Raw genomic sequence first — 22,228 nt, 5'->3', positions numbered from 1 at the left:
TGGAGCCGACGCTAACGTCCCGCGTCGCGCGACCGCTCGGGGTTGACAGCTCGGGGCGTCAGTCCGAGACGAGCTTCAGTCCGACGATGCAGGCGACGAGACCGAGGACCAGCAACACCTTCACGAGGGAGACCGATTCCGCCCCGGTCACCATCGCCCAGACCACGGTGAGGGTCGCGCCGATGCCGACCCAGACGGCATAGCCGGTGCCGGTCGGGATGTCGCGGAGCGCGAAGGCGAGGCCGCCCATGCTGGCGACGAGAGCCACGGCGAAGACGATGGTGGGCCACAGCTTGGTGAAGCCTTCGGAACGGCCGAGTGCCGTCGCCCACACGGCTTCGAGGACCCCGGCGATGATGAGAACGATCCATGACACGATCACTGACCCCCTGGCCAGTCTTGTCGCTCACCGGGTACTGAACCCTCGTCCGGGGGCCATGTCGTGGCCCGCTGCGAGTCTACCGATCGACGCTGGACAGGTCCGGTGCCGGTGCGACGGTGCCGCGCCAGGTCGTCACCACCTCGACGGCGCGAGCGTCGAGGTGAGTGCGCAGCCAGGGGTCGAGGTCGAGTCCACGCCACATGGCGCGGAACGCCGATTCCGGGGTGTGACCGAAGCGGGCCAGCACGGCGCGGCGCTCGTCGACCTCGAACGAGCGGGCGTGGAGGTCGGCCATCGTCGGGGCGTTGGCGAACGACGCGAGGTAGTCGCCTGCCGCGGCATCCTCGGTCGCACCGACAGCCTTGAGGAGGACCGCCGCGACCAGGCCGGTGCGATCCCACCCGGCGCCGCAGTGGAACAGCACCGCTCCGTCAGGCGCCTGCGCGATCGCGTCGAGGACACCGGCGAGCCGATGCGGCAGCTCGGCGAGGTGGTCCGCGTAGTAGAGCGGGGTCCCCCACTGACCGTCGCTCTCGCGGGACGCCCAGAAGTCGCGCTCGTCACCGTCGAGATCGACCTGGTGACGGACGATGTCGGCGGGAACCTCGCCGCTCGTCTCTTCGGGCCGGCGCAGGTCGATGACCGTCCGCACCCCGTGAGCGCGCAGGCGATCCCACCCCGCGTTGCTCACGCGGTCGAGCGTCTCCGCCCGGATGAAGACCCCCGTCGGGGTGCGCGAGCCGTCTCGGCGTTCGAGGCCGCCCAGCTCCCTCGCGTTGGCGAGCCCATCGATGTCGAGTCGTGTCGGCATGGCCCGATCCTGCCATGATGACGCAACATCATCCCGAAGGATGACGCCCTCGAACCCCAGGGCTGATGCCGACGAACGCGCCGGTTCGTAGCGTCGAGACATGGCTACCGCGACGCTCTCGACCACCCCGCACTCCCGCTCGCACGGAGCAACCGCGACCCGCGCCGCCGTGCTGTCGGTGCTCGGCACCATCCTCGCGATCGGGATCGCGGCGACGAGCCTCCTCATCGTTCCCGTCGCGCTCGCGGTCGCCTTCGGCCCGTCACTGCTCTCGCACTTCTGATCAGCTGGCAGGATGCCGGAGATGCCCATCCTCCTGCGCCCCTGGACCCCCGACGATGCCGACGACCTCAGCCGTGCCGCTCGCGCCGGCCATGATCTCGCGTCGCAGTTCGGCGGCACCGACCTGACCGATGCCTCTGCGGCGCGGAGCTTCATCGAGCGCTTCCTGCGCTTCGATGACGCCGCGAAGAACTGGGCGATCGAGGTCGACGGCCATGCGGTCGGGAACGTCGCGGCCACCGGCATCGAGTTCCGCCACCAGACGGCGTGGATGTCGTACTGGCTCGCCCCCGCCGCCCGCGGGCAGGGGGTCGCGGCCCGCGCTCTCGTCCGCGTCAGCGAGTGGGCGTTCGACGCCGGGCTCCACCGGTTGGAACTCGGTCACCGGGTGAACAACCCGGCATCCTGCCGCGTCGCGCATGCCGCGGGATACCTCGCTGAGGGTGTCGAGCGCGAGAAGCTCCGCTACGGCGATGAGCGATACGACGTCGAAACCCACGCCCGGTTGGCCACCGACCCGCGCCCGCCGGAACGAGGAACCGCCGTCGCACTGAGGACCGAGGTCCCCGCACGACGGCGGTCCTGACGTCGGGAGGCTCAGCCGCCCGAGGGGTTCTCGATGGGAGTCCCGTCCTCGTCCGTCGTCACCGGCGGGTTCTCATCGGGCGAGCCGCCCGATGCGGTGTCCGCCTCGGACTGGTCGTCGGGGACACCGTGGGTGTTGTGCTCGTCCGAGCCGTTCGTGTCGCTCATCGCGGTCCTTCCGGTCGCTGTCGGTCACGTGAGGACGACGGTACGCAGGCCGCCGCCGCGGGCAGAGGGCCTTGACAGCCGCATCCGATCAGAGATCGACGGTGTCGTTGCGACCCTCGTAGGGCTCCCCCGTCACCTTCGACTTGACGAGGCTGATGATCGAGGCGACCGCGCCGCCCGGGCTGCTCCAGTACTCCCCCGACGCGGCGTCGATCTTCAGGAGCGTCACGTTCGGGTCCTCCGGACCGTCGGGGAACCACGCCTCGACGGCGGGCGACCAGTACTCGCGCAGACGCTCGAGGTCGTCCACGACCTCGGCGTCGCCGGCGAGCGACACCCAGGCGTCGTTCGTGCTCAACGCGACGCCGACCGAGGGGCGCGCCGCGACGTGCGCCACGACCGACGAGTCGCGACCGACGATGAACCACAGGTCTCCGTCGAACTCCCGGTCCTGCACCGTCAACGGGCGAGCGACGTGCGCCCCCTCCTCGTTCATCGTCGTGACCATCGCGAAGCGGAACTTCGGCAGCAGGTCGATGAGCGTCGCGTGCGGATCCTTCTCGGTGGCCATGGGGCCCTCCTTCGTCTCCGCGTCAGGCTCGCACCAGCGCGGGCCGCGCCCGCGGGGCTTGACAGCCGTGTCGTCTGGGAGGACGGATGCGGCGTCGCGGGGGATGTGCCAGGTTTGCCGTATGTCGCTGTCACCGCACCGTACCCTCGTCGCTGCCGTCGGCACGGCCGCCGTCGCGGCGTACGCCGTTGTCCTCGTGCTGCAGATCTGCGTCTGGAACCCGCTGGCCGCCGTCCCCGGGTCATCCCTCGCCGAAATCGGCTCGCAGGCCGCGACGCGAGGTGAGTCGGTCTTCACGCCCGCACCCTGGGTCTTCGCCGCCATCGGGGTGGCCCTCGCCGTCGCCGTCCCGGTCCTCTCCGTCGTCGCGCGCCGCACGTCGACCGCCGGTGTCGCCGCGGGCTACCTCGCCCTCATCGCCGCCGGCGCGCCTGCATACTTCGTGGCGTCCTTCGGTCCGGGGATGGCCTTGGCTGACGCGTTCGGGATCAGCGGTGGCGATCACGCTCCCGGGGGTTCCGTGCTCATGGTGGCGAGTGGAACCGCCGCGGTCGTACTCGCCGTGTGGGGCGTCGCGCTCGCGACCTCGTCGCGCACCGTCGCGCCCGCGCTCAGGGTCTGAGCGCCGACGCGATCAGGGCGCGGGAACCAGGAAGATCGCGTCGAGCAGCCCCGGGTTGTGGGCGTGGACCAGGACGGCGAAGACGACCGCGTCGAACAGCAGGTGGACCGTCACGACGTACGCGAGGGACTTCGTCCGTAGGAAGATGATCGCCTGCAGGAGGGCGAACGGGATCGTCAGCGCCGGCCCCCACGCGCGGTAGCCGAGCTCCCACAGGAACGAGACGAAGACGATCGCCTGGAAGACGTTCGCGGTCGCATCCGCGAAGTGTCGCCGCAGCAGTGCGAAGCAGGTGCAGATGAAGAACAGCTCGTCCCAGATGCCGACGGCCCCGACGCCGACGAACAGGCGGGCGATGAGGTCGGGGGTGTCGACGACGGGCCAGTTCTCGTAGACGCCCGAGGTGATGAAGTAGAACGGCAGCAGCAGCCACCCGAGCACGAGGACGGCGACGAGCCACGCCCACTGCCACCCCGTCCAGCGACCGCCGCCCCGCCACGGGAACCGGATGGCGTGGTCGCGGTAGACGAAGCGCGACACCAGATACGGCACCAGCACCGCCCCGCCGAGGGCGAGCGTGAACCGGATCATGGCCGCGTTGTCGAGCTCCGCCTTCAGTGGGATGACGCTGACGATCAGCAGGCCAAGGGCGATGAGCGAGAGGTCGCGGGTGATCGACGGGCCGGATGCCGCGGCATCCCGTCGTTCGATGATCACCGCGACGGCGAGGCCCGTAGCCAGGAGCAGCCAGCCGAGCCAGGGCGTCAGCAGCACGAAGAAGGCGGGCGCCGCGAGGCACACGAGGAGCGCCGGCACGACGCGCAGGTCGACGAGCGGTCGCGCCCCCGTCGCCGCGCGCACCATCACGCCGACCGCGGGCGGCGGCGGTAGGTCAGGTCGCGGATGTCCCGGCCCTTCGCGATGCCCTTCCGCTCGAACGCGGTCATGATGCGGCCATCGAAACGGTCGGCCCACTCCCCCTCGAACGACGCCTCGAAATCGGCGGCATCCGCGAGCACGTCGCGCATCTGCAGCGCGTAGTCCTCCCAGTCGGTCGCCAGCCGCAAGATCCCGCCGTCGCGCAGGGCGCGGGCCGCGAGCGCGGGGAAGCCGTCCGCGATGAGGCGGCGCTTGTTGTGCTTGTTCTTGTGCCACGGGTCGGGGAAGAAGATCCAGACCTCGTCGACGGATGCCTCGGGCAGCAGGTGCTCGAGGACCTCGGGCGCGTTCGCCTCGACGAGTCGGAGGTTCCGCACCCCCTCGCGATCCGCATCGAGCATCGTGCGGGCCAGTCCCGCCCGGAACACCTCGACCGCGATGAAGTCGCGCTCCGGCGACTGCCCGGCGGCGTGCACGATCGCGTGCCCCTGACCCGAGCCGATCTCGACGACGAGCGGCGCGTCCCGACCGAACTCGGCTACCGGGTCGATCGTCGAACCGGGACGGATGCTGGTGGCCGCGGCATCCCGTTCCACTTCGAGCAGATATGTGCTCGAGAGGTCGTCCCAGGCGCGCTCCTGCGCATCGCTCATCCTGCCGCTCCGACGCACGAACGAGACCGGCTTGTCGCGGAAGCGCGGCGCGGACTCGGGCGCGTCGGGATCGGGCATGCGACCAGGGTATCCCGCGGTGTCCGGGGTCCCCGCGGGCCTGCCTCGACGTCGCCCGCTCATGAGGTCACGAAATCGATGAGTTCCTCGACGCGACCGAGAAGGGCGGGGTCGAGGTCGCGGAAAGTCGTGACCGAGCCGAGGATGCGCTGCCAGTTCTCGGCGATGTCGGTCTGGTCCTCGGCCGGCCAGCCGAGGGCGCGGCTGACGCCCTTCTTCCACTCGATCCCCCGCGGGACCTCGGGCCAGGCGGCGATGCCGAGGGCGCGCGGCGTGACGCACTGCCACACGTCGATGTAGGGATGGCCGACGATCTTCAGGTGCGGGCCGTGCGGCCCACGGAGGATCTGCTCGGCGATCCGCGTCTCCTTCGAGCCGGGGACGAGATGGTCGACGAGGACCCCGTAGCGACGCTCGGCACTCGGCGGCTCGGCGCGGAGCAGGTCCTCGAGCAGGTCGACGCCCTGCAGGTACTCGACGACGACGCCCTCGATGCGGAGGTCGGCGCCCCAGACCTTCTCGACGAGTTCCGCGTCGTGACGCCCCTCGACGAGGATCCGCGACGCCCGTGCGACGCGGGCGCGGGCCTGCGGGTCGGCGAACGAGCCGGATGCTGTGCGCGTGCGGCCGGCGGGAGCGGCGGCGCGCGGGGGGACGAGCTGGACCGGCTTGCCGTCGACGAGGAAGCCGCCGCCGATCGGGAACAGCCGCACGCGGCCGTGCCGGTCCTCGAGCTCGACGTGTCCCGCGGTCACGCCCGTCACCGCGCCGACGAAGTCGTCGAGGGCGACCTCGACGACGAGGCCCCTCTCGGCGGGCACCGTCGTCACCGTCGGCCGTCCCTTGTCGCGCCATCCCGCAGCGAGCACGTCGCCGCCGTACCGATCGTCCACAGGTTCCTCCAAACGCCCGGATACCTCCCGAAACCTCGGGAAGCCTAGATGAGCAACGCAAAGGGAACGCACAGGCGCTCCGACGGCAACCGGTATCGAGACATACGAGCCGCGGCATAGACTCGCGACAAGCGGTTACGACCGCCGAGTGACTCACCGAGCGACTCCCGGAGGACCCACCGATGCGATCTCGACTGACGTCCGTCGTCGCGGTCTCGCTCGCGGTCCTGGTCGGCTCCCTGGGATTCGCGGTGCCGGCGTCGGCGACCGAGCCCGTCACCCTCGGCGACGGTCGCGTGTGGGATCAGGCCGACGTCCTGACCGACGCGCAGGAGGCGAACCTCGACGCTCACCTGGAACGACTCACGGCTGACACGGGCCTCGACCTCTGGGTCGTCTATGTCGACAGGTTCACCAGCCCGACCAGCGCCGAGAAATGGGCCTCCGACACCGCCGAGCTCAACAACCTCGGTCCGGACCAGTACCTCCTCGCGGTCGCCACCGAGGGTCGCGCCTACTACCTCTCCTCAGATTCGTCCGGCCCCGTCTCCGACGACCGGATCACGGCGATCGAGCAGGACCGCGTGCTCCCCGCTCTGCAGCAGGAGGACTGGGCCGGTGCGGGCATCGCCGCAGCGGACGGACTCGCCGATACCCGCTCCGGCGGGGGCGGAGGCGTCATCTGGATCGTGGTGATCGTCGCCGCGATCCTCGGTGCGCTTCTCGTGTGGGCGCTCGTGCGCAGACGCCGCGCCGCCGCGGGTGGATCGTCCGGCTCGCGACCGGTCCCGCTCGAGGAACTCGAACGGCAGGCCGGTGCCGCCCTCGTCCAGACGGACGACGCAATGACCACGAGTGCACAGGAACTCGGCTTCGCGAAAGCGGAGTTCGGAGATGCCGCGACCGCCGAGTTCGAGCAGGCGATCGCGGCGGCGCGCACCTCTCTGGACCGCGCCTTCGCGCTGCAGCAGCAGATGGACGACGACGTCCCCGACTCCCCCGAGCAGCGCCGCGCCTGGTACGGCGAGATCCTCGACCTCTGCCGGAGCGCCTCGGCGACCCTCGCCGAGAAGTCCGACGCGTTCGACGCGCTGCGCGATCTCGCGAAGAACGCACCTGAGGCCCTCGCGCGCGTTCAGCAGCTGCGGGCCGATGCGGGCACCCGACTCGAGGGTGTCGACGCCCGTCTCGCGCAGCTGCGCGCGAACTACCGAGCGGACGCCCTCGCCGCCGTGGCGGACAACGCCGCGCAGGCCCGCGATCGACTGAGTTTCGCCGATGCCCGTCTGACGGAGGCCCAGAGCGAGGTCGCGGCAGGCGACGGTGCGGCGGCGGCCGTCGGCATCCGTGCCGCGGAGCAGGCCGTCGATCAGGCGTCGCGCCTGCAGGAGGCGATCGAGAAGCTGGCCGCCGACCTCGCCGACGCCGAACGGGGCGGGGCCGCCCTCGTCACCGAACTCGACGCCGACCTCGCCGCGGCAGCCGCGACCCCCGACCCGGACTCGCGCCTCGCACCGGTCATCGCGTCGACGCGCCAGAACCTCGACGCCGCCCGCGAGAGGCTGACGGGCAGCGCGCGCGACCCGCTGTCCGCCGTCGCCCTCCTCGAACACGCGAACGCCGCGATCGACGGCGCGCTCGGCGAGGTGCGCGACGCGCAGCAGCGCGCCGACCGTGCCCGCAGCGTCCTGTCGCAGACCCTCCTGCAGGCGAAGGCCCAGGTCTCCGCCGCCGAGGACTTCATCAGCGCCCGCCGAGGCGCCGTCGGCGCGACCGCGCGGACCCGTCTCGCCGAGGCGGGTGCGGCCCTCGTCCAGGCGACGCAGCTGCAGCAGAGCGATCCCGAGCGCGCCCTCGATCTCGCGCATCGTGCCGCCGCGCTGGCCGGCGAGGCGATGCAGCGCGCACAGGGCGACGTCGGATCGTTCGCCGGCGGCGGAAACACTGGCGGCGGGGGCGACTTCGGCGGCATGCTGGGCGGCATCATCCTCGGCTCCCTTCTGGGCGGCGGCGGATCGGGACGCTCCTCCGGTGGATTCGGCGGCGGCTTCGGCGGTTCGTCGTCGCGGCGCAGTGGCGGATTCGGCGGCGGCGGGTTCGGCGGCGGCTCGATCGGACGCAGCAGCGGCGGATCCCGTTCGCGACGAGGCGGAGGCCGATTCTGATCTTCCGGCGCCGCACCTCACAGACCTCGACAGCACGACCTCTCGTATCGAAAGGAAACCCGATGGCAAAGCAGTCCATCTTCGGCCGCATCTCCACCCTCATGAAGGCGAACATCAACGCCCTCCTCGACTCCGCCGAGGACCCGCAGAAGATGCTCGACCAGCTCGTGCGGGACTACACGAACAACATCGCCGACGCCGAGACCGCCATCGCCGAGACCATCGGCAACCTGCGCCTGCTCGAGCGCGACCACGACGAAGACGTGAAGGCCGCCGCCGAGTGGGGCAACAAGGCCATCGCCGCCAGCCGCAAGGCCGACGAGCTGCGCTCCGCCGGGAACACGACGGATGCCGACAAGTTCGACAACCTCGCCAAGATCGCCCTGCAGCGACAGATCAGCGAGGAGAACGAGGCCCGGGCGATCGCCCCGTCCATCGCGTCGCAGACCGAGGTCGTCGACAAGCTCAAGGACGGCCTCAACGGCATGAAGCAGAAGCTCGACCAGCTTCGCTCGAAGCGCTCCGAGCTGCTCGCCCGCGCCAAGACGGCCGAGGCCCAGAACAAGGTGCACGACGCCGTCAAGTCGATCGACGTGCTCGACCCGACCAGCGAGCTCGGCCGCTTCGAGGACAAGGTCCGCCGCCAGGAGGCCCTCGCCGCCGGCAAGGCCGAGATCGCCGCCTCGACGATCGACGCGCAGTTCAACCAGCTCGAGGACCTCGGCGAGCTAACCGAGGTCGAGGCGCGCCTGGCCGCGCTGAAGACCGGCGGCAACGCCGGCGCGATCGAGCAGTAAGCACCGCACGCGAGACGCGGCGCCGGGCCCACGGGTCCGGCGCCGCCGTGCTCCCCCCGGAGGTACGCATGACCCGATTCCTCGTCGTCCCGCAGTGGCAGGGTTCGCCGTCGTCCCGCGCGATGCGTTTGATCGACGGGGCCGAGGCGATCGCCGAGGATCTGCCGCGCTCGGCCGTGACCCGCGTCGAGGTCCCCGCCGAAGCGGGTGAGGCGGTGGGAACCGGCATCCGCCGCTTCAGCACCCTCAGCCGCGTCCGCGACGCGATCGGCGAACTCCTGCAGAGCACGGACGAGCCCGCCGTGGTCATCGGCGGCGACTGCGCCGTCGCCGTTCCGGCGATCGCCGCGGCGGCCGCGCGGCATCCGTCCCTCGCGGTGGTCTGGTTCGATGCCCACGGCGACCTCCACACGCCCGACTCGTCGCCCTCGGGAGCCCTCGCCGGCATGGCCCTCCGCGCCGCGATCGAGCCGGGTCCCTTCGCCCCGACACCGCCTGCCGCCCCCGCGCGCACGGTTCTCGTGGGTGCCCGCGCCCTCGACGACGCCGAGGCGGACGCCCTGGCCGACTCGCCCATCACGCGGATGACCGCAGACGCCCTCGCCGACACGGAGGCCCTCGCCGACGCCGTCACGGCCACCGGAGCGGACGCCGTGTACGTGCACATCGACCTCGACGTCCTCGACCCGGCCGCCATCGTGGGGCTCCTCGAGCCCGTCCCGTTCGGTGCCGACCCGGCCCACGTGACCGCCTCGCTCGCACGGCTGCGCGAGCGGATGCCGCTGGTCGGCGCATCGATCTCCGGTTTCGCGCCGGCGACCCGCGACGCCGCGGTCGAGGACCTCGGCACGATCCTCCGTCTCGTGGGAGCGGTCGCGTGAGCCCCGTACCTCCGGCGGGATGGGAGGCGCACGCCGCGCGCGCCGTCGAGCGCGGCCGCCGATTCGATCGGTGGATCCCCGGCATCCTCCTCGACTCCCCGATCAGCCGGCTCGGCTACCTCGCCGGGACGGCGTTCGGGTTCGTGTGGGGGACGCTCTGGTCGACGGGCCGCGTCGAGCGGCGCGCGGGACTGTGGGTGTTCCGGGGGATGCCGGGGGTCACGTTCGGCCGCGGCGGTGTCTGCGTCGGGGGGTGCTTCCTCACCGGCGACGGCCCGATCGACGATCGGCTGCTCGCGCATGAGGGCGTCCACCGCGAGCAGTGGCGCCGTTACGGCATGCTGATGCCGCTCCTCTACGCGCTGGCGGGGCGCAACCCACTGCGGAACAGGTTCGAGATCGACGCGGGGCTGGCCGACGGCCGGTACATCCCGCGCTGACCGGGAGCGTCACTCCACCAGCGCACGACGCAGTCCGCCGATCTCCGCCTCGGTGAGCCCGTGCGCCTGCAGGTAGTCGACCGGTCCGCCGTAGCGCAGTCGCAGGTCCTCGAACACGGCGCGCAGCTCGGCCGCGGGCGACCGGGTGACAAGGTCCTCCAGGTGCCGGGCGTCCGGGTACCTGTGGCGGAGGAAGCGCAGGACGCTCTCGTTCCTCCCGAGCGGCAGGAGCTGTTCGGTGCGCGCGTAGTCGGCGATCACGGCGTCCTCGTCCACGCCCGCGGCGGCGAGGACGAGCGCGACCGACAGCCCGGTGCGGTCCTTGCCGACCGTGCAGTGGACGAGCACGGGCTGCACGTCGAGCACGGCGCGCGCCGCCTCGACCAGGCGCGCCGCCGAGCCGTCGATGAGTGCTCGGTACACATCGGCGAGCGAGAGGTCGTCGTCGAAGAACGACGCGACCGATCCGGCGTACATGGGCAGATGCACGGTGTCGATGCCGAGACCGTCGAGGCGCGACGGTTCGCTGCGACGTTCGTCGTCGTCCCGCAGGTCGACGACACGACGGATGCCGAGGGCCGCGACCCGCTCCCTCCCCGCCGCCGTGAGGTGACCGAGATTCCCCGAGCGGAACAGGACTCCGGATCGGGTCCGCCCCGCCCCGGCGGGGAGCCCGCCGACGTCCCGGAAGTTGAAGGCGCCGGGGACGTCGTGGAGGTTCACGTCGTCGGCGGCGCGCCGCGCCGTTCGGGCACGGGGTAGCGTCCGGCGATCGCGATGCGGTTGAACGCGTTGATCGACACGAGGAGCCAGCTGAGCGCGACGTACTCCTCTTCGGACAGGATGCCGCCGACACGGTCGTAGACCTCGTCCGAGACGCCCTCCTCGTGGATGAAGACGAAGGACTCGGTCAGTTCGAGCGCCGCCCGCTCACGCTCCGTGAACACGCTCGATTCCCGCCACACCGGGATCTGAGCGAGGTGGTCGAAGCTCACGCCGGCCTTCGCCGCCCGATCGGAGTGGACCCGGACGCAGTACGCGCAGCCGTTGAGCTGCGAGGCGTGGATGAGGGCCATCTCGCGCAGTCGGGCGTCGATGCCCGCCTCGGCGGCGAGGTCACCCACCGTCGTCGCGAACGCCTCGAGGGCGTCGTAGGCCGGGCGGGCCGCACGGGCCAGGTGCACGCGGTGCTGATCGCTCATGCCGTCACCCTATCCGCGCCCGTCGTGGTCAGCGTCGGAGAGAATGGTCTGCGTGAGCGACGCCGCCTTCGACGAGTTCTCCTACCTCCCCGCGCAGGCCGATGCCCTCGGCATCCCGGTGCCACCGGTGCGCCGGCTGACGCATCGGCTCGGCGACGGGCGCGTGATCAGCGCTCTGCGCTTCGGCGACTCGGGCTCCGCTCCCCCGGTGACGTTCCTCCACGGTGCGGGGCTGAACGCGCACACGTGGGACACGACCGTCCTGCATCTGGGCCTGGACGCGCTCGTCCTCGACCTTCCCGGCCACGGCGACTCCTCGTGGCGCGATGACGCCCGCTACACGGGCCGGACCCTGGCCGCTGACATCGAACCCGCGATCCGCGAATGGACCGGTGGCGTGCCGCAGGTGCTCGTCGGACACTCGCTCGGCGGCCTCACGGCGGCGGCGCTCGCGGCGCGGCATCCGGACCTCGTCCGCTCCCTCGTCCTCGTCGACATCTCCCCCGGGATCGACCCGGACGGCGCGGCGTCATCCATCCGCGCGTTCTTCGCCGGCCCCGTCGATTGGGCGAGCCGGGACGAACTCGTCGAACGCGCGCTGAGCTTCGGACTCGGCGGTTCGCGCGACGCCGCCGCACGCGGCGTCTCACTGAACTCGCGGGTCCGCCCCGACGGCCGCGTCGAGTGGAAGCACCACTTCGCCCACCTCGCGAACCGGCTCGCCGCCGACCCTGCGGGGGCCGCCGCGGTGGACGAGGCGCAGCGGGCGAACGCCGGCATCCTCTCCGCCGCAGGGTGGGACGACCTCGCGGCCGTCACCGCACCGGTCACCCTCGTCACCGGCACACGCGGCTTCCTCACCGAAGCCGATCGCGAGGAGTTCCTCCGACGGATGCCGCGAACCCGCCGCATCGAGCTCGATTCGGCCCACAACGTCCAGGAGGAACGGCCCGCCGAACTCGCCGCGAGCATCCGCACGGCGCATGACGACCGGTGACCGAACTGCGCGCGCGGGACTCTAGGCTGTAACGCGCACCGAGCACCGCGATGGGCCGGCGTCAGTGACGACGCCCATCGACGCCGAAAGGACCCCCCACTCACATGCTTCGCCGCACCGCTTTGGCCGCCACGGCGCTCCTCGCCGCCGGAGCCCTGCTCCTCTCGGGCTGCACCGGTTCGCAGCCCGCTCCGTCCCGATCCGAGGGAACCCCCGACCCCGACGCGACCGTCAACGTGCGTCTCGTGCTCGAGCCCGGCAACCTCGACATCCGCGAGACGGGGGGATCGGCCCTCGACCAGATCCTGATCGACAACGTGTACCAGGGGCTCATCGCCCGCACGCCCGACCAGAAGATCGTGCCGGCGCTCGCCAGCGACTACGAGGTCTCCGGCGACAAGCTCACCTACACGTTCACCCTGCGCGAGGGCGTCACGTTCCACGACGGGCAGCCCCTCACGCCGCAGGACGTCGTCTGGTCGCTCACGCAGGAGCGCGACACCCCGACCTACCGTGACTCGGCACGCCTCGCCAATGTCGCGACCATCGCCGCCGAGGGCCAGAAGATCACGCTGACCCTGAAGGCGCCCGACTCGACGCTGCTGTGGAGCCTGACCGGCCGCGCCGGCCTGATCCTCAAAGAGGGCGACACCATCGACCGCAAGACCGCGGCCAACGGCACCGGTCCCTTCCGCCTCGCCGACTGGCGCGAGGGCGACAGCATCGTCTTCGAGCGGTTCGCCGACTACTGGGGCACGCCGTCGTCCGCCGCCGAAGTCGTCTTCTCGTACGTCAGCGACAATCAGGCAGCGCTCAGCGGCGCCCTCGCGGGTGAGTTCGACGTGCTGACCGGGTTCGATGCGAACCTGAAGGACCAGGTCGAGGCGAACGGCGACTTCACCCTCGAGATCGGCGACTCGACCGACAAGGGCACGCTCGCGTTCAACCAGACCTCGGGTCCGCTGGCGGACGTACGCGTGCGCAAGGCCATCCGACAGGCGATCGACAAGAAATCGATCGTCGAGGCGCTCGGCGCCGGCAAGACGATGTACGGCCCGATCCCCTCGCTCGACCCGGGCTACGAGGACCTGTCCGAGGTCGCTCCGTTCGACCCCGAGGCGGCACGGAAGCTGCTCGCCGAAGCGAGCGCGGAGAACCTCTCCCTGACCCTGACGATCCCCTCCGCGTACGGCACGACGATCCCGCAGATCCTCGTCTCGAACCTGCGCGACGTGGGCATCACCCTGAAGGTGAACCCGGTCGAGTTCCCGACGTGGCTGAACGACGTCTACGGGAACAAGGACTACGAGCTGAGCTTCGTCCTCCACACCGAGGCGCGCGACTTCGAGAACTGGGCGAACCCGGACTACTACTTCACGTACAACGATCCCGAGGTCCAGAAGCTCTACGCCGAGGCCGTCGCCGCGACGGACGACGCCGCAGCCGCCGACCTGCTGAAGCAGGCCGCACGCATCGTGTCCGAGGATGACGCGGCGGACTGGCTCTACAACGGTCAGTCCGTCCTCGCGGTCGCGTCGGACGTCAGCGGGATGCCGACGGTCAACGTGAACGAACGCCTCAACGTCGCCGAGCTGGCCAAGAGCAAGGGGTGATCCGGTACGCGCTGACGCGACTGGCCCTGCTGGTGCTGGGCCTGTTCGTCGCCAGCGCGCTCATCTTCACCACCCTCCGGATCCTGCCGGGTGACATCGCGCAGCTGATCGCCGGGGTGAACTCCACCCCCGAGCAGCTCGCGGACATCCGAGAGCGCCTGGGCCTCGACCGGCCGCTCCCCGTCCAGTACGGCGACTGGATCGGCGGCATCCTCAGCGGCGACCTCGGGTCCTCGCAGCTCACCGGCACCCCCGTCGTCTCGGAGCTGCTGCAGAAAGCGGAGGTGACGGTGCCCCTCGGCATCCTCGCGTTCGTCGTCGCCCTGCTGGTCGCGCTCCCCTTCGGCGTGCTCGCGGCGGTGCGCCGGCATCGGCCGGACGGCGTCGCCGTCTCGGTCGGCGCGCAGGCCCTCGCCGCCGTACCCGTCGTCTGGGCGGGCATGATGCTCGTCGTCGTCTTCGCCGTGACCCTGGGATGGCTGCCCGCCCAGGGTTTCCCCCGGGCCGGCTGGTCCGACCCGGCGGCGGCGTTCCGGGCGCTCGTTCTCCCCGCCGTCACGATCGGCGTCGTCGAGGGAGCCGTGCTGCTGCGGTTCGTCCGGTCGGCGACCCTCCAGGCGATGGGACAGGACTTCGTGCGGACCGCCGCGGCGAAAGGGCTCACGCGCACGCAGGCGCTCCTGCGCCACGGGCTCCCGAGTGTCGGCCTGTCGGTCATCACGGTGCTGGGCGTCCAGGTGGCCGGGATCATGGTCGGGGCGGTCGTCATCGAACAGCTGTTCAGCCTGCCCGGGATCGGGCGCATGCTGGTCGAGGACACCGGCAACCGCGATCTCGTCAAGGTGCAGGGGGAACTCCTCGTCCTGACGGGTCTCGTCCTGATCATCGGGTTCGTCGTCGATCTCGTGCACCGCGTCCTCGATCCGCGCCAGCGAGAGGCCGAGTGATGCGGCGACTGCAGTGGGCGAGGCGCGTCTGGGCGTCGGGGACCGGCCGCTTCGGGGTGATCGTGGTCGTCGTCATCGCGGCGACGGCGCTCGTCTCGCTGTTCTGGACGCCGCTCGACCCGCAACGCGTCGACATCGCGAACCGCTGGGCGGCACCTGGGGCCGCGCACCTGCTCGGGACCGACGGGTCGGGACGCGACATCCTGAGTCTCCTGATGGCAGGCTCGCGCACGACGGTGCTCGTCGCTGTGGGTGCCGGGGTCATCGCGACCGCCATCGGCCTCGTGCTCGCCGCGCTCGGCGCGCTCACTCCGCGGCCGGTCCGCGAGGGGGTCACGGTCATCGTCGACATCCTCATCGCCTTCCCGGTGCTCCTCATCGCGATGATGATCTCGGCCGTCTGGGGCGGCTCGCTCCTGGTCGTCATCGTGTCGGTCGGGATCGGGTTCGGCGTCAACATCGCCCGCGTCACGCGCCCCGAGCTGCGCCGCATCCTCCGGAGCGACTTCGTCCTCGCGGGACGCGCCGCGGGACTGTCGCCGTCGCAGAACCTCTGGCGTCACCTCCTCCCGAACGTCGCGCCCGTCTTCATCGTGCAACTGTCGTGGGGCATGGCCGTCGCCGTGCTGGCCGAAGCGGGCCTGTCGTACCTCGGTTTCGGCGCCCCCGTGACCCAGCCGTCGTGGGGGCTGCTCCTCGCCGATCTGCAGCGCTTCATCAGCGTCCACCCGCTGTCGGTGCTGTGGCCGGGGCTCGCGATCACGCTCACCGTCCTCGGCTTCAACCTCCTCGGCGACGCCCTGCGCGACGCCACGGATCCGACCCTGTCCCGCGGATCCGCTCCGCGCGGCACCGAGCCTCCCGCGGCGGTAACGGCATGACGCTCTCGATCACCGGTCTGACGATCGACATCGCCGGCCGCCGCGTCGTCGACGGAGTCGACCTCGAGGTCGCCGACGGCGCGCGCGTCGGGCTGATCGGCGAGTCCGGTTCGGGAAAGTCGCTGACCGCCCTCGCCGTCCTCGGACTCCTGCCCGACGGCGCTCGGGTCGGCGGCAGCATCCGCTGGGGGGGCCGGGAACTGGTCGGGATGCCGGATCGCGACCTCGCGCGCCTGCGCGGTGACGAGATCGGTATGGTCTTCCAGGAGCCGCAGACGGCGCTGAACCCCATCCGCACGGTCGGGCGGCAGATCGCCGAGTCCATCCGCATCCATCAGCGCGGCGTCTCCCGCGCCGAGGCGTGGGCACGGGCGGTCGAGGAGGCGCGTCGGGTGAAGCTGCCCGACCCCGAGGCCATCGTCCGTCGCTATCCGCACCAGCTCTCGGGCGGGCAGCGTCAGCGCGTCGCGATCGCGATGGCCCTCGCGTGCCGTCCCCGGCTGCTGATCGCGGACGAGCCGACCACCGCGCTCGATGTCACGATCCAGGCGGAGATCCTCGAGCTCCTCCACCACCTCGTCGACGAGGACGGCATGTCGCTCGTGTTCATCACGCACGACCTCGCGGTGCTGTCGCAGATCGCGACCGACGCCGTCGTGCTCGAATCGGGTCACGTCGCCGAGTCGGGGCCGCTTCGGATGCTGCTGCGCTCCCCCGCCTCCCCCGTCACCCAGGCACTGCTCCGCGACGCGACCGCCACCCTCTGGCGACCGGGAGGCCGCGCGTGAGCGACCTGATGCGGGCACGTGGTCTGACGCGCCGATACCGGATGCCGCGGTCCCGGCCGTTCGAGCCGGCCCGGTGGACCACCGCGCTCGTCGACGTCGACGTCGACGTCCGGGCGGGAAGCGCCCTCGGGATCATCGGCGAGTCGGGCTCGGGCAAGTCGACGCTCGTGCGACTGCTCCTCGGTCTCGACGTACCGAGCGCGGGCTCCGTCGAGTTCGATGGACGCCCCGTGGACGGATCGGCGTCGGCGCGCTCGCTCCACTGGTTGCGGCGGCGCACCGGCATCGTCTTCCAAGACCCCTACGGGTCCCTCGATCCTCGGATGAGCGTCGGGCGGATCGTGGCCGAGCCGCTCTCGGCCCTCGACATCCCGGGCGATCACCGGGCCCGCGTCCGCGAGGTCCTGGACGACGTCGGCTTGCCCGCCGACGCCGCCGAGCGGTTCCCGCACGAGTTCTCCGGCGGACAGCGGCAGCGGATCGCCCTGGCGCGGGCGCTCGTCCATCGCCCCGACGTCCTCGTCGGGGACGAACCGCTGTCGGCCCTCGACGTGACCGTCCGGGCGCAGATCCTCGACCTCATCCGCGAACTCCGCCGGCGTGACGGCCTCACCCTCGTGATGGTCTCGCACGACATCGGCGTCGTGCAGAACCTGTGCGACGACGTGGTCGTCATGACGGAGGGACGCGTCGTCGAGGAGGGCCCGACCGAGAAGGTGCTCCTCGAACCACAGGTCGCCTACACGCGGCGCCTCCTCGCCTCGATCCCGATCATCGACCCACGCGATCGGTGAGACCGCCCGTCACCGTGTCGGCGGAGGGGACTAGCGTGGCGGCATGCACGCCATCGTCCCGCCGTACCTGCTCGCCCGCCTCGCGGCCGCTCCGGCCGAACGATTCCCGCACGCCGTCGCCGCGGCCCGTGCCACCCTCGCCGTCCCGCGCGCCTACGCGCCGATGCGCGCCCACCTCGACCTGTCGGTCGACGGCGACGCGCTCGTCGTCTCCGCCGCACCCGACTCCGATCGTCTGATCTCCGACGCGGAGAACCGCGAGGAGTTGCCCGGCACACCCGCGCGCGCCGAGGGCGCCGCTCCGACCGGCGACGCGGCGGTCGACGAAGCGTACGACGGGCTGGGCGCGACCTTCACCTTCCTGTGGGACGCCTTCGAGCGGGTCGGCCTCGACGGGCGGAGCGGCTCCCTCGCCGCTACGGTCCATTACGGTCGCGCCTACGACAACGCGTTCTGGGACGGCGAGCGCATGGTGTTCGGCGACGGCGACGGCGAGGTGTTCGCCGGCTTCACGCGATCGCTCAGCGTCATCGCGCACGAGTTGGGCCACGGCGTGATCGAGTCGGCCGGCGGTCTCGATTACTCGGGACAGTCGGGCGCCCTCAACGAGTCGATCGCCGATGTCTTCGGTGCGCTCGCCGACCAGCACCACCAGGGTCAGACGGCGGATGCCGCGACCTGGCTCATCGGCGCCGGGATCTTCACCGACGCGGTCACGGGATCGGCGCTCCGCTCCCTCGCCGCCCCCGGGACGGCGTACGACGACGACGTCCTCGGCAAGGATCCGCAGCCCTCGCACATGCGCGATTTCGTCGAGACCTCGGGCGACAACGGCGGTGTGCACATTAACTCCGGCATCCCGAACAAGGCGTTCCACCTCGTCGCGACGGCTCTCGGCGGCTACGCCTGGGAACGCGCCGGGCGCATCTGGTACCTCACCCTCGTTTCGGGCGCCCTCTCGACGGCGGCGACCTTCGCGCAGTTCGCGGCCGCCACCGCCGAGACAGCGGTGTCGGAGTACGGTGAGGACTCTGAGGAGGCCGTCGCCGTCCGCACCGCGTGGGCGAGCGTCGGAGTCGTGGAGGATGCCGCATCCCGTTGATCCGCTGACGATCACCGTCGTCCGCACCGGTGGATTCGCCGGGCTCCGTCGCGCGTGGCGCGTCGAGCTCGCGGGAACCGACGCCGACGCCTGGATGCCGCTGCTCGACGCGTGCCCGTGGGAGGAGCCTGCGGCATCCGCTCCCGGCGCCGACCGGTTCTCGTGGGAGGTCGCGGCCATCCACGGCGACCACGATCGCCGAGCGGTCGTGGGCGATGCCAGCGGTCCGTGGCGCGCGCTCATCGACCGCGTGCAGGCGGACGGCGCGGCCGTCCGGCCGGCGGACCTCAGCGGGAACGCAGACGCGTGAGGAGGGAGTCCTTCTTCTTCGGGGTCAGGTGCTTCTGCAGGTAGATCGTGCCGAGCGAGCGCCCGAACTTGAACCCGACCTTGCCCATGCGTCCCACCTCGACGAACCCGAGCCGTTCGTGCAGGGCCAGGGAGGCCTCGGCGCCCTTGTCGCTGACGACGGCGACCATCTCGCGGATGCCCTTCTCCTCGCACGCGGCGATGAGCCCCTCCAGCAGCGCCCGACCGAGGCCTTTGCCCGTCGCGGCCTGTCCGAGGTAGATGGAGTTCTCGACGGTGTAGCGGAACCCGCTCTTGCCGGTCCACGGTGAGACGAGGCCGTACCCCAGGATCTGCCCGCTCGGCGACACCGCGACGAGGAAGGGCAGTCCGAGCTTCGCGAGGTAGTCGAACTTCTCGACCCACTGTTTGTGCGTCCACCGCTTCTCGTCGAAGGTCACGACCGAGTTCGCCACGTAGTGGTTGTAGATCTCGCGCACGTCGGCCATGTCGGTGCGGACAGCGGGCCGCAACTCGAACGAGAACTCGCGCTCGGGCTCGGGGCGACGGCGGAGATGACGGGGAAGGCGGCGGCGATCGCGCTCGTACTCGTCCTCCAGCATGCCGCCAGCATACGGCTCAGTCGGGCAGTCGCCAGTCGACGGGAGCAGCCCCCTGCGCCTCGAGCAGGGCGTTCACCCGCGAGAACGGGCGCGAGCCGAAGAAGCCGCGCCGCGCCGACAGCGGGGACGGATGCGCCGACTCGACGCGCGGGGTCTCGCCGAGCATCGGGACGAGGGTCGCGGCATCCTTCCCCCAGAGCACCGCGACGAGCGGCTCGGACCGGGCGACGAGCGTCGAGATGGCGTGGGCGGTGACACGCTCCCAGCCCCAGCCGCGGTGCGAGCCGGCCTCACCGGGTGCGACGGTCAGGACGCGGTTGAGCAGCATGACGCCCTGGTCGGTCCACGCCGAGAGGTCGCCGTGCGCCGCCGGAGGGATGCCGAGATCGGTCGACAACTCGGCGTAGATGTTCCCGAGGCTCCGCGGCAGCGGTCGTACGTGGCGATCGACGGCGAACGAGAGCCCGATCGGGTGTCCCGGCGTCGGGTACGGATCCTGGCCGACGATCAGCACGCGGACGGCCGAGAGCGGCCGGCTGAACGCACGCAGGACGTGGTCGCCCGCGGGCAGGTACCCGCGCTCGTCCGCGCGGAGCCGGTCGCCGAGCGCGGCGATGTCCGCGGCGACAGGAGCGAGGGCATCCGCCCACTCGGGGTGGATGTGCCCGTCGGCCGCGAGGGCGTCGAGAGAGCGGCCGCTCATGCCCCGGCGGGGAGGCCCGCGTCCTCCTGGACGACCGTCCCGCGGAACGACCACGGGAAATCGATCCAGCGGTCGGTCTCGCGCCACGAGTAGTCGGGCATCGCGATGGAGCCGGGCTTCGTGTAGATGCAGACCGAGCGGACATCCGCGCCGGCGTCGCTCAGGAGCTGAACGGCGAGGGCGAGGGTGCGGCCGCTGTCGGCGACGTCGTCCACGAGGAGCACGCGCTTGCCCGGCAGCGCGCTGAGGTCGAGGTCGGGCGGGAGGATCTCGGGCGCGTCGAGGACCGTCCCGATCCCGGTGTAGAACTCGACGTTCAGCGCTCCGCAGCTCTTGACGCCGAGTCCGTACGCGATGGCCCCGGCCGGCAGGAGACCCCCGCGGGCGATCGCGACGACGATGTCGGGAGCGAACCCGTCCGCGACGATGCCGCGCGCCAGGTCGCGGGTCGCCCCGCCGAAATCATCCCAGGTCAGCGTCTCGCGTTCGGCGGCCACCGGCATCCCCTCGTCCATGGATTCCCAGACTACGACCTGCGGGACGGCGGGCCACTCCAGCGCTAGGCTCGCGCTCGTGACCGGGATCCCGCCCTCCTCCGCGCCGTTGCTGCGCTCGTCCGCCACGCGCTCGTCGCGGTTGGGTTCGTCCACGCTGGGCATCACGGCGGGACTCATCGGGTGGTTCATCGTCGTCGAGCTCGTCAGCGGCATCCTGCAGGGGTTCTATGTCCCCCTGTTCAGCGACATCGTCGTCCAGCTCGGCATCCGCGACGCCGACGTGAACTGGTTCGAGGCCGGGCAGCTGCTGCTGAGCGCCCTCGTCGTCCCGATCCTCGCCAAGCTCGGCGACATGTTGGGACACAAACGGATCCTGCTCGTCGCCGCGGTCCTCACCGCCCTCGCCTCGTGGGGCCTCGTCTTCGCCGACTCGTTCTGGACCTTCCTGCTGTTCTGGTCGCTGCAGGGGTTCTACGTCGTGTGGCTGCCGCTCGAGGTCGCCCTCATCTTCGAGCGCGGGCGGGAGCAGAACCGCGGCGTCTCGCTCACCCGGCGTGCTGCGGGGCTGCTCGTCGTCGGGCTCGAAGCGGGGGCGATCATCGGCGCCCTCGCCGCGGGACGCATCTACGCGGCGACGGGCGACCTCGGGCTCACCCTCATGGTCCCCGCCATCGCCGTCTCGCTCGTCGTGATCGTCATCTGGCTGTGGGTGCCCGAATCGACCCCCAGCGGCGAGCGCCGCCTCGACACCGTGGGAGTGATCCTCCTCGCCTGGGGACTGCTGCTGGTGACCGGCGCCCTCGCCTGGATGCGGCTCATCGGCGAGCTCGGCCTCGGCGCGGGCACGTGGGCGGGGGTCGCGGCGCTGTTCGTGCTCGGCGTCGGCGTGCTCGTCTGGTTCGTCCGCCACGAGCTGCGCCACCGGCATCCCGTCGTCGACATGCGGGTGCTCGCGCGCCCCGACATGTGGCCCGTGCAGGCGACGGCGTTCCTCATCGGCATCAGCCTGCTCGGTGCGCAGGGGCCGCTGTCGACCTACGCCGGCACCGATTCGTCGCTCGGCTACGGCCTCGGGCTCGACGCCACCGAGCGCTCGTACGTGATCGGCCTCTACCTCGTGTCCCTGATCGTGGGCGCGGTCCTGTTCGCGGTGACGTCGCGGCGGGTCAGTCCGCGTCTCGCGCTCATCGCCGCAGCCGTCCTCGTCGGAGTCGGCTACGCGCTGTTCCTGCCGTTCCATCTCGAGGTCTGGCAGGTGCTCCTGAACCTGTCGATCGCGGGCATCGGATGCGGCGCCCTCGTGGGCGCGATGCCCGCTGCCGCCGCGGCGGCGGCGCCGTTCGGCAAGACGGGCGAAGCGTCGGGCATGACGAACACCACGAAGACGATCGGCGGCGCGTTCTCCTCCGCCGTCTTCGGCGTCGTCCTCGCGGCCGGCGCGGGCGCCGTCGCCGGGCAGACGGCGAGCTCGCTGGGCGGCTACCTCACGGTGTGGGCCATCTGCGCCGCGGGCGGATTCCTCGCCGCGCTCCTGCTGCTCCTCGTCCCGAAGGTCGCCTTCGCCGACGCCCCGCCGGAGGCCTGAG

Annotated in this window: 28 protein-coding genes and 1 riboswitch; of the genes, 16 read left to right on the top strand and 12 right to left on the bottom strand. The window is 71.5% G+C overall.

Annotated features, from left to right (window positions below; translation table 11 throughout):
* Positions 1-58 precede the first annotated feature (58 nt).
* Positions 59-376 (bottom strand): DMT family transporter, encoded by a 318-nt coding sequence (locus tag MRBLMI1x_RS08385; RefSeq protein ID WP_363458101.1) that lies wholly within the window; start codon positions 374-376, stop codon positions 59-61.
* Between the two features lie 12 nt (positions 377-388).
* Positions 389-452, bottom strand: a riboswitch (guanidine-III (ykkC-III) riboswitch).
* Between the two features lie 6 nt (positions 453-458).
* A complete protein-coding gene (locus tag MRBLMI1x_RS08380; RefSeq protein WP_018188653.1) occupies positions 459-1,193 on the bottom strand; it encodes a tyrosine-protein phosphatase in 735 nt (244 codons plus the stop codon).
* 100 nt (positions 1,194-1,293) lie between these two features.
* Between MRBLMI1x_RS08380 and MRBLMI1x_RS08375 the strand changes: the two genes are divergently transcribed.
* Entirely contained in the window at positions 1,294-1,476 is a 183-nt protein-coding gene (locus MRBLMI1x_RS08375) for a hypothetical protein (RefSeq protein ID WP_020096807.1), read from the top strand.
* A gap of 21 nt (positions 1,477-1,497) precedes the next feature.
* A complete protein-coding gene (locus MRBLMI1x_RS08370) occupies positions 1,498-2,061 on the top strand; it encodes a GNAT family N-acetyltransferase (protein ID WP_363458097.1) in 564 nt (187 codons plus the stop codon).
* A gap of 11 nt (positions 2,062-2,072) precedes the next feature.
* On the opposite strand, the gene MRBLMI1x_RS08365 is transcribed toward MRBLMI1x_RS08370, so the two are convergent.
* Positions 2,073-2,228: a hypothetical protein gene (locus MRBLMI1x_RS08365; protein WP_018188656.1), complete on the bottom strand. Its 156-nt coding sequence runs from the start codon at positions 2,226-2,228 to the stop codon at positions 2,073-2,075.
* An 88-nt stretch (positions 2,229-2,316) separates the two neighbouring features.
* Positions 2,317-2,799 carry a pyridoxamine 5'-phosphate oxidase family protein gene (locus MRBLMI1x_RS08360; protein ID WP_018188657.1) on the bottom strand — a complete coding sequence of 161 codons (483 nt, stop codon included), beginning with the start codon at positions 2,797-2,799 and terminating at the stop codon, positions 2,317-2,319.
* Between the two features lie 121 nt (positions 2,800-2,920).
* Here MRBLMI1x_RS08360 and MRBLMI1x_RS08355 point away from each other — a divergent pair, with 121 nt between their 5' ends.
* Positions 2,921-3,421: a hypothetical protein gene (locus tag MRBLMI1x_RS08355; protein WP_363458093.1), complete on the top strand. Its 501-nt coding sequence runs from the start codon at positions 2,921-2,923 to the stop codon at positions 3,419-3,421.
* 12 nt (positions 3,422-3,433) lie between these two features.
* Here MRBLMI1x_RS08355 and MRBLMI1x_RS08350 read toward each other — a convergent pair whose 3' ends face one another.
* From MRBLMI1x_RS08350 to MRBLMI1x_RS08340, 3 genes are read right to left on the bottom strand one after another with little or no spacing between them, the layout of a single operon-like run.
* Positions 3,434-4,285: a CPBP family intramembrane glutamic endopeptidase gene (locus tag MRBLMI1x_RS08350; protein WP_336124326.1), complete on the bottom strand. Its 852-nt coding sequence runs from the start codon at positions 4,283-4,285 to the stop codon at positions 3,434-3,436.
* The gene (gene trmB, locus MRBLMI1x_RS08345) at positions 4,285-5,031 is read right to left on the bottom strand and encodes a tRNA (guanosine(46)-N7)-methyltransferase TrmB (RefSeq protein WP_018188660.1); all 747 of its coding nucleotides are present in this window, start codon (positions 5,029-5,031) and stop codon (positions 4,285-4,287) included. The genes MRBLMI1x_RS08350 and trmB overlap by 1 nt, the downstream gene beginning before the upstream one ends.
* A 59-nt stretch (positions 5,032-5,090) precedes the next feature.
* Positions 5,091-5,924, bottom strand: a complete 834-nt coding sequence (locus tag MRBLMI1x_RS08340) for a DUF3097 family protein (RefSeq protein WP_363458088.1) — start codon at positions 5,922-5,924, stop codon at positions 5,091-5,093.
* Between the two features lie 182 nt (positions 5,925-6,106).
* Between MRBLMI1x_RS08340 and MRBLMI1x_RS08335 the strand changes: the two genes are divergently transcribed.
* From MRBLMI1x_RS08335 to MRBLMI1x_RS08320, 4 genes are all read left to right on the top strand, one after another.
* On the top strand, positions 6,107-8,089 hold the full coding sequence (locus MRBLMI1x_RS08335) for a TPM domain-containing protein (protein ID WP_363458085.1): 1,983 nt from the start codon (positions 6,107-6,109) through the stop codon (positions 8,087-8,089).
* Between the two features lie 62 nt (positions 8,090-8,151).
* The gene (locus MRBLMI1x_RS08330) at positions 8,152-8,886 is read left to right on the top strand and encodes a PspA/IM30 family protein (protein WP_018188663.1); all 735 of its coding nucleotides are present in this window, start codon (positions 8,152-8,154) and stop codon (positions 8,884-8,886) included.
* Positions 8,887-8,954: 68 nt separating this feature from the next.
* Positions 8,955-9,767 carry an arginase family protein gene (locus MRBLMI1x_RS08325; protein ID WP_363458082.1) on the top strand — a complete coding sequence of 271 codons (813 nt, stop codon included), beginning with the start codon at positions 8,955-8,957 and terminating at the stop codon, positions 9,765-9,767.
* The gene (locus MRBLMI1x_RS08320) at positions 9,764-10,207 is read left to right on the top strand and encodes a hypothetical protein (RefSeq protein ID WP_018188665.1); all 444 of its coding nucleotides are present in this window, start codon (positions 9,764-9,766) and stop codon (positions 10,205-10,207) included. The genes MRBLMI1x_RS08325 and MRBLMI1x_RS08320 overlap by 4 nt, the downstream gene beginning before the upstream one ends.
* A 9-nt stretch (positions 10,208-10,216) precedes the next feature.
* On the opposite strand, the gene MRBLMI1x_RS08315 is transcribed toward MRBLMI1x_RS08320, so the two are convergent.
* Both MRBLMI1x_RS08315 and MRBLMI1x_RS08310 read right to left on the bottom strand, forming a co-directional pair.
* A complete protein-coding gene (locus MRBLMI1x_RS08315) occupies positions 10,217-10,930 on the bottom strand; it encodes a tyrosine-protein phosphatase (protein ID WP_336124335.1) in 714 nt (237 codons plus the stop codon).
* Entirely contained in the window at positions 10,927-11,409 is a 483-nt protein-coding gene (locus tag MRBLMI1x_RS08310; RefSeq protein ID WP_018188667.1) for a carboxymuconolactone decarboxylase family protein, read from the bottom strand. The genes MRBLMI1x_RS08315 and MRBLMI1x_RS08310 overlap by 4 nt, the downstream gene beginning before the upstream one ends.
* A 43-nt stretch (positions 11,410-11,452) precedes the next feature.
* Here MRBLMI1x_RS08310 and MRBLMI1x_RS08305 point away from each other — a divergent pair, with 43 nt between their 5' ends.
* The 8 genes from MRBLMI1x_RS08305 to MRBLMI1x_RS08270 all read left to right on the top strand — a co-directional run bounded on the left by MRBLMI1x_RS08305 (position 11,453) and on the right by MRBLMI1x_RS08270 (position 18,841).
* Positions 11,453-12,406, top strand: coding sequence for an alpha/beta fold hydrolase (locus MRBLMI1x_RS08305; RefSeq protein ID WP_018188668.1), 954 nt, complete (start codon positions 11,453-11,455; stop codon positions 12,404-12,406).
* Between the two features lie 104 nt (positions 12,407-12,510).
* A complete protein-coding gene (locus MRBLMI1x_RS08300) occupies positions 12,511-14,019 on the top strand; it encodes an ABC transporter substrate-binding protein (protein ID WP_363458076.1) in 1,509 nt (502 codons plus the stop codon).
* Positions 14,016-14,966, top strand: a complete 951-nt coding sequence (locus MRBLMI1x_RS08295; RefSeq protein ID WP_018188670.1) for an ABC transporter permease — start codon at positions 14,016-14,018, stop codon at positions 14,964-14,966. Before MRBLMI1x_RS08300 ends, MRBLMI1x_RS08295 begins: the two co-directional genes overlap by 4 nt.
* Positions 14,966-15,847 carry an ABC transporter permease gene (locus MRBLMI1x_RS08290; protein ID WP_018188671.1) on the top strand — a complete coding sequence of 294 codons (882 nt, stop codon included), beginning with the start codon at positions 14,966-14,968 and terminating at the stop codon, positions 15,845-15,847. Before MRBLMI1x_RS08295 ends, MRBLMI1x_RS08290 begins: the two co-directional genes overlap by 1 nt.
* Positions 15,844-16,635: an ABC transporter ATP-binding protein gene (locus tag MRBLMI1x_RS08285; protein WP_363458071.1), complete on the top strand. Its 792-nt coding sequence runs from the start codon at positions 15,844-15,846 to the stop codon at positions 16,633-16,635. Before MRBLMI1x_RS08290 ends, MRBLMI1x_RS08285 begins: the two co-directional genes overlap by 4 nt.
* Before the next feature lie 41 nt (positions 16,636-16,676).
* Positions 16,677-17,429: an ABC transporter ATP-binding protein gene (locus MRBLMI1x_RS08280; protein ID WP_363459379.1), complete on the top strand. Its 753-nt coding sequence runs from the start codon at positions 16,677-16,679 to the stop codon at positions 17,427-17,429.
* Between the two features lie 43 nt (positions 17,430-17,472).
* Positions 17,473-18,531: a M4 family metallopeptidase gene (locus MRBLMI1x_RS08275; RefSeq protein ID WP_363458068.1), complete on the top strand. Its 1,059-nt coding sequence runs from the start codon at positions 17,473-17,475 to the stop codon at positions 18,529-18,531.
* Positions 18,515-18,841, top strand: coding sequence for a protealysin inhibitor emfourin (locus tag MRBLMI1x_RS08270; RefSeq protein WP_363458065.1), 327 nt, complete (start codon positions 18,515-18,517; stop codon positions 18,839-18,841). The genes MRBLMI1x_RS08275 and MRBLMI1x_RS08270 overlap by 17 nt, the downstream gene beginning before the upstream one ends.
* Here the strand turns inward: MRBLMI1x_RS08270 and MRBLMI1x_RS08265 are convergent.
* The 3 genes from MRBLMI1x_RS08265 to MRBLMI1x_RS08255 are packed head-to-tail and all read right to left on the bottom strand — an operon-like array spanning position 18,819 to position 20,648.
* Positions 18,819-19,442, bottom strand: coding sequence for a GNAT family N-acetyltransferase (locus MRBLMI1x_RS08265; protein WP_116228643.1), 624 nt, complete (start codon positions 19,440-19,442; stop codon positions 18,819-18,821). The genes MRBLMI1x_RS08270 and MRBLMI1x_RS08265 overlap by 23 nt on opposite strands.
* 16 nt (positions 19,443-19,458) lie before the next feature.
* On the bottom strand, positions 19,459-20,145 hold the full coding sequence (locus MRBLMI1x_RS08260; RefSeq protein WP_363458062.1) for a uracil-DNA glycosylase: 687 nt from the start codon (positions 20,143-20,145) through the stop codon (positions 19,459-19,461).
* Positions 20,142-20,648 carry a phosphoribosyltransferase gene (locus tag MRBLMI1x_RS08255; RefSeq protein WP_196800915.1) on the bottom strand — a complete coding sequence of 169 codons (507 nt, stop codon included), beginning with the start codon at positions 20,646-20,648 and terminating at the stop codon, positions 20,142-20,144. Before MRBLMI1x_RS08255 ends, MRBLMI1x_RS08260 begins: the two co-directional genes overlap by 4 nt.
* Before the next feature lie 133 nt (positions 20,649-20,781).
* Between MRBLMI1x_RS08255 and MRBLMI1x_RS08250 the strand changes: the two genes are divergently transcribed.
* A complete protein-coding gene (locus tag MRBLMI1x_RS08250) occupies positions 20,782-22,227 on the top strand; it encodes an MFS transporter (protein ID WP_363458059.1) in 1,446 nt (481 codons plus the stop codon).
* Position 22,228: the final 1 nt, after the last annotated feature.

The sequence above is a fragment of the Microbacterium sp. LMI1x-1-1.1 genome, from assembly GCF_040676205.1.
GTDB lineage: Bacteria > Actinomycetota > Actinomycetes > Actinomycetales > Microbacteriaceae > Microbacterium > Microbacterium aquilitoris.
The sequence above is the reverse complement of the archived record's forward strand: the minus strand, read 5'-3'. Positions and strand labels throughout refer to the sequence as shown.

What these genes read in the sequence shown, in the direction of transcription:
- MRBLMI1x_RS08265 (WP_116228643.1), bottom strand. Translation starts at nt 19,442, where the DNA reads ATGCTGGAGGACGAGTACGAGCGCGATCGCCGCCGCCTTCCCCGTCAT.
- MRBLMI1x_RS08275 (WP_363458068.1), top strand. Translation starts at nt 17,473, where the DNA reads ATGCACGCCATCGTCCCGCCGTACCTGCTCGCCCGCCTCGCGGCCGCT.
- MRBLMI1x_RS08305 (WP_018188668.1), top strand. Translation starts at nt 11,453, where the DNA reads ATGGTCTGCGTGAGCGACGCCGCCTTCGACGAGTTCTCCTACCTCCCC.
- MRBLMI1x_RS08300 (WP_363458076.1), top strand. Translation starts at nt 12,511, where the DNA reads ATGCTTCGCCGCACCGCTTTGGCCGCCACGGCGCTCCTCGCCGCCGGA.
- MRBLMI1x_RS08285 (WP_363458071.1), top strand. Translation starts at nt 15,844, where the DNA reads ATGACGCTCTCGATCACCGGTCTGACGATCGACATCGCCGGCCGCCGC.
- MRBLMI1x_RS08350 (WP_336124326.1), bottom strand. Translation starts at nt 4,285, where the DNA reads ATGGTGCGCGCGGCGACGGGGGCGCGACCGCTCGTCGACCTGCGCGTC.
- MRBLMI1x_RS08355 (WP_363458093.1), top strand. Translation starts at nt 2,921, where the DNA reads ATGTCGCTGTCACCGCACCGTACCCTCGTCGCTGCCGTCGGCACGGCC.
- MRBLMI1x_RS08290 (WP_018188671.1), top strand. Translation starts at nt 14,966, where the DNA reads ATGCGGCGACTGCAGTGGGCGAGGCGCGTCTGGGCGTCGGGGACCGGC.
- MRBLMI1x_RS08370 (WP_363458097.1), top strand. Translation starts at nt 1,498, where the DNA reads ATGCCCATCCTCCTGCGCCCCTGGACCCCCGACGATGCCGACGACCTC.
- MRBLMI1x_RS08260 (WP_363458062.1), bottom strand. Translation starts at nt 20,145, where the DNA reads ATGAGCGGCCGCTCTCTCGACGCCCTCGCGGCCGACGGGCACATCCAC.
- MRBLMI1x_RS08330 (WP_018188663.1), top strand. Translation starts at nt 8,152, where the DNA reads ATGGCAAAGCAGTCCATCTTCGGCCGCATCTCCACCCTCATGAAGGCG.
- MRBLMI1x_RS08380 (WP_018188653.1), bottom strand. Translation starts at nt 1,193, where the DNA reads ATGCCGACACGACTCGACATCGATGGGCTCGCCAACGCGAGGGAGCTG.
- MRBLMI1x_RS08360 (WP_018188657.1), bottom strand. Translation starts at nt 2,799, where the DNA reads ATGGCCACCGAGAAGGATCCGCACGCGACGCTCATCGACCTGCTGCCG.
- MRBLMI1x_RS08335 (WP_363458085.1), top strand. Translation starts at nt 6,107, where the DNA reads ATGCGATCTCGACTGACGTCCGTCGTCGCGGTCTCGCTCGCGGTCCTG.
- MRBLMI1x_RS08310 (WP_018188667.1), bottom strand. Translation starts at nt 11,409, where the DNA reads ATGAGCGATCAGCACCGCGTGCACCTGGCCCGTGCGGCCCGCCCGGCC.
- MRBLMI1x_RS08255 (WP_196800915.1), bottom strand. Translation starts at nt 20,648, where the DNA reads ATGCCGGTGGCCGCCGAACGCGAGACGCTGACCTGGGATGATTTCGGC.
- MRBLMI1x_RS08325 (WP_363458082.1), top strand. Translation starts at nt 8,955, where the DNA reads ATGACCCGATTCCTCGTCGTCCCGCAGTGGCAGGGTTCGCCGTCGTCC.
- trmB (WP_018188660.1), bottom strand. Translation starts at nt 5,031, where the DNA reads ATGCCCGATCCCGACGCGCCCGAGTCCGCGCCGCGCTTCCGCGACAAG.
- MRBLMI1x_RS08280 (WP_363459379.1), top strand. Translation starts at nt 16,677, where the DNA reads ATGCCGCGGTCCCGGCCGTTCGAGCCGGCCCGGTGGACCACCGCGCTC.
- MRBLMI1x_RS08375 (WP_020096807.1), top strand. Translation starts at nt 1,294, where the DNA reads ATGGCTACCGCGACGCTCTCGACCACCCCGCACTCCCGCTCGCACGGA.
- MRBLMI1x_RS08365 (WP_018188656.1), bottom strand. Translation starts at nt 2,228, where the DNA reads ATGAGCGACACGAACGGCTCGGACGAGCACAACACCCACGGTGTCCCC.
- MRBLMI1x_RS08270 (WP_363458065.1), top strand. Translation starts at nt 18,515, where the DNA reads ATGCCGCATCCCGTTGATCCGCTGACGATCACCGTCGTCCGCACCGGT.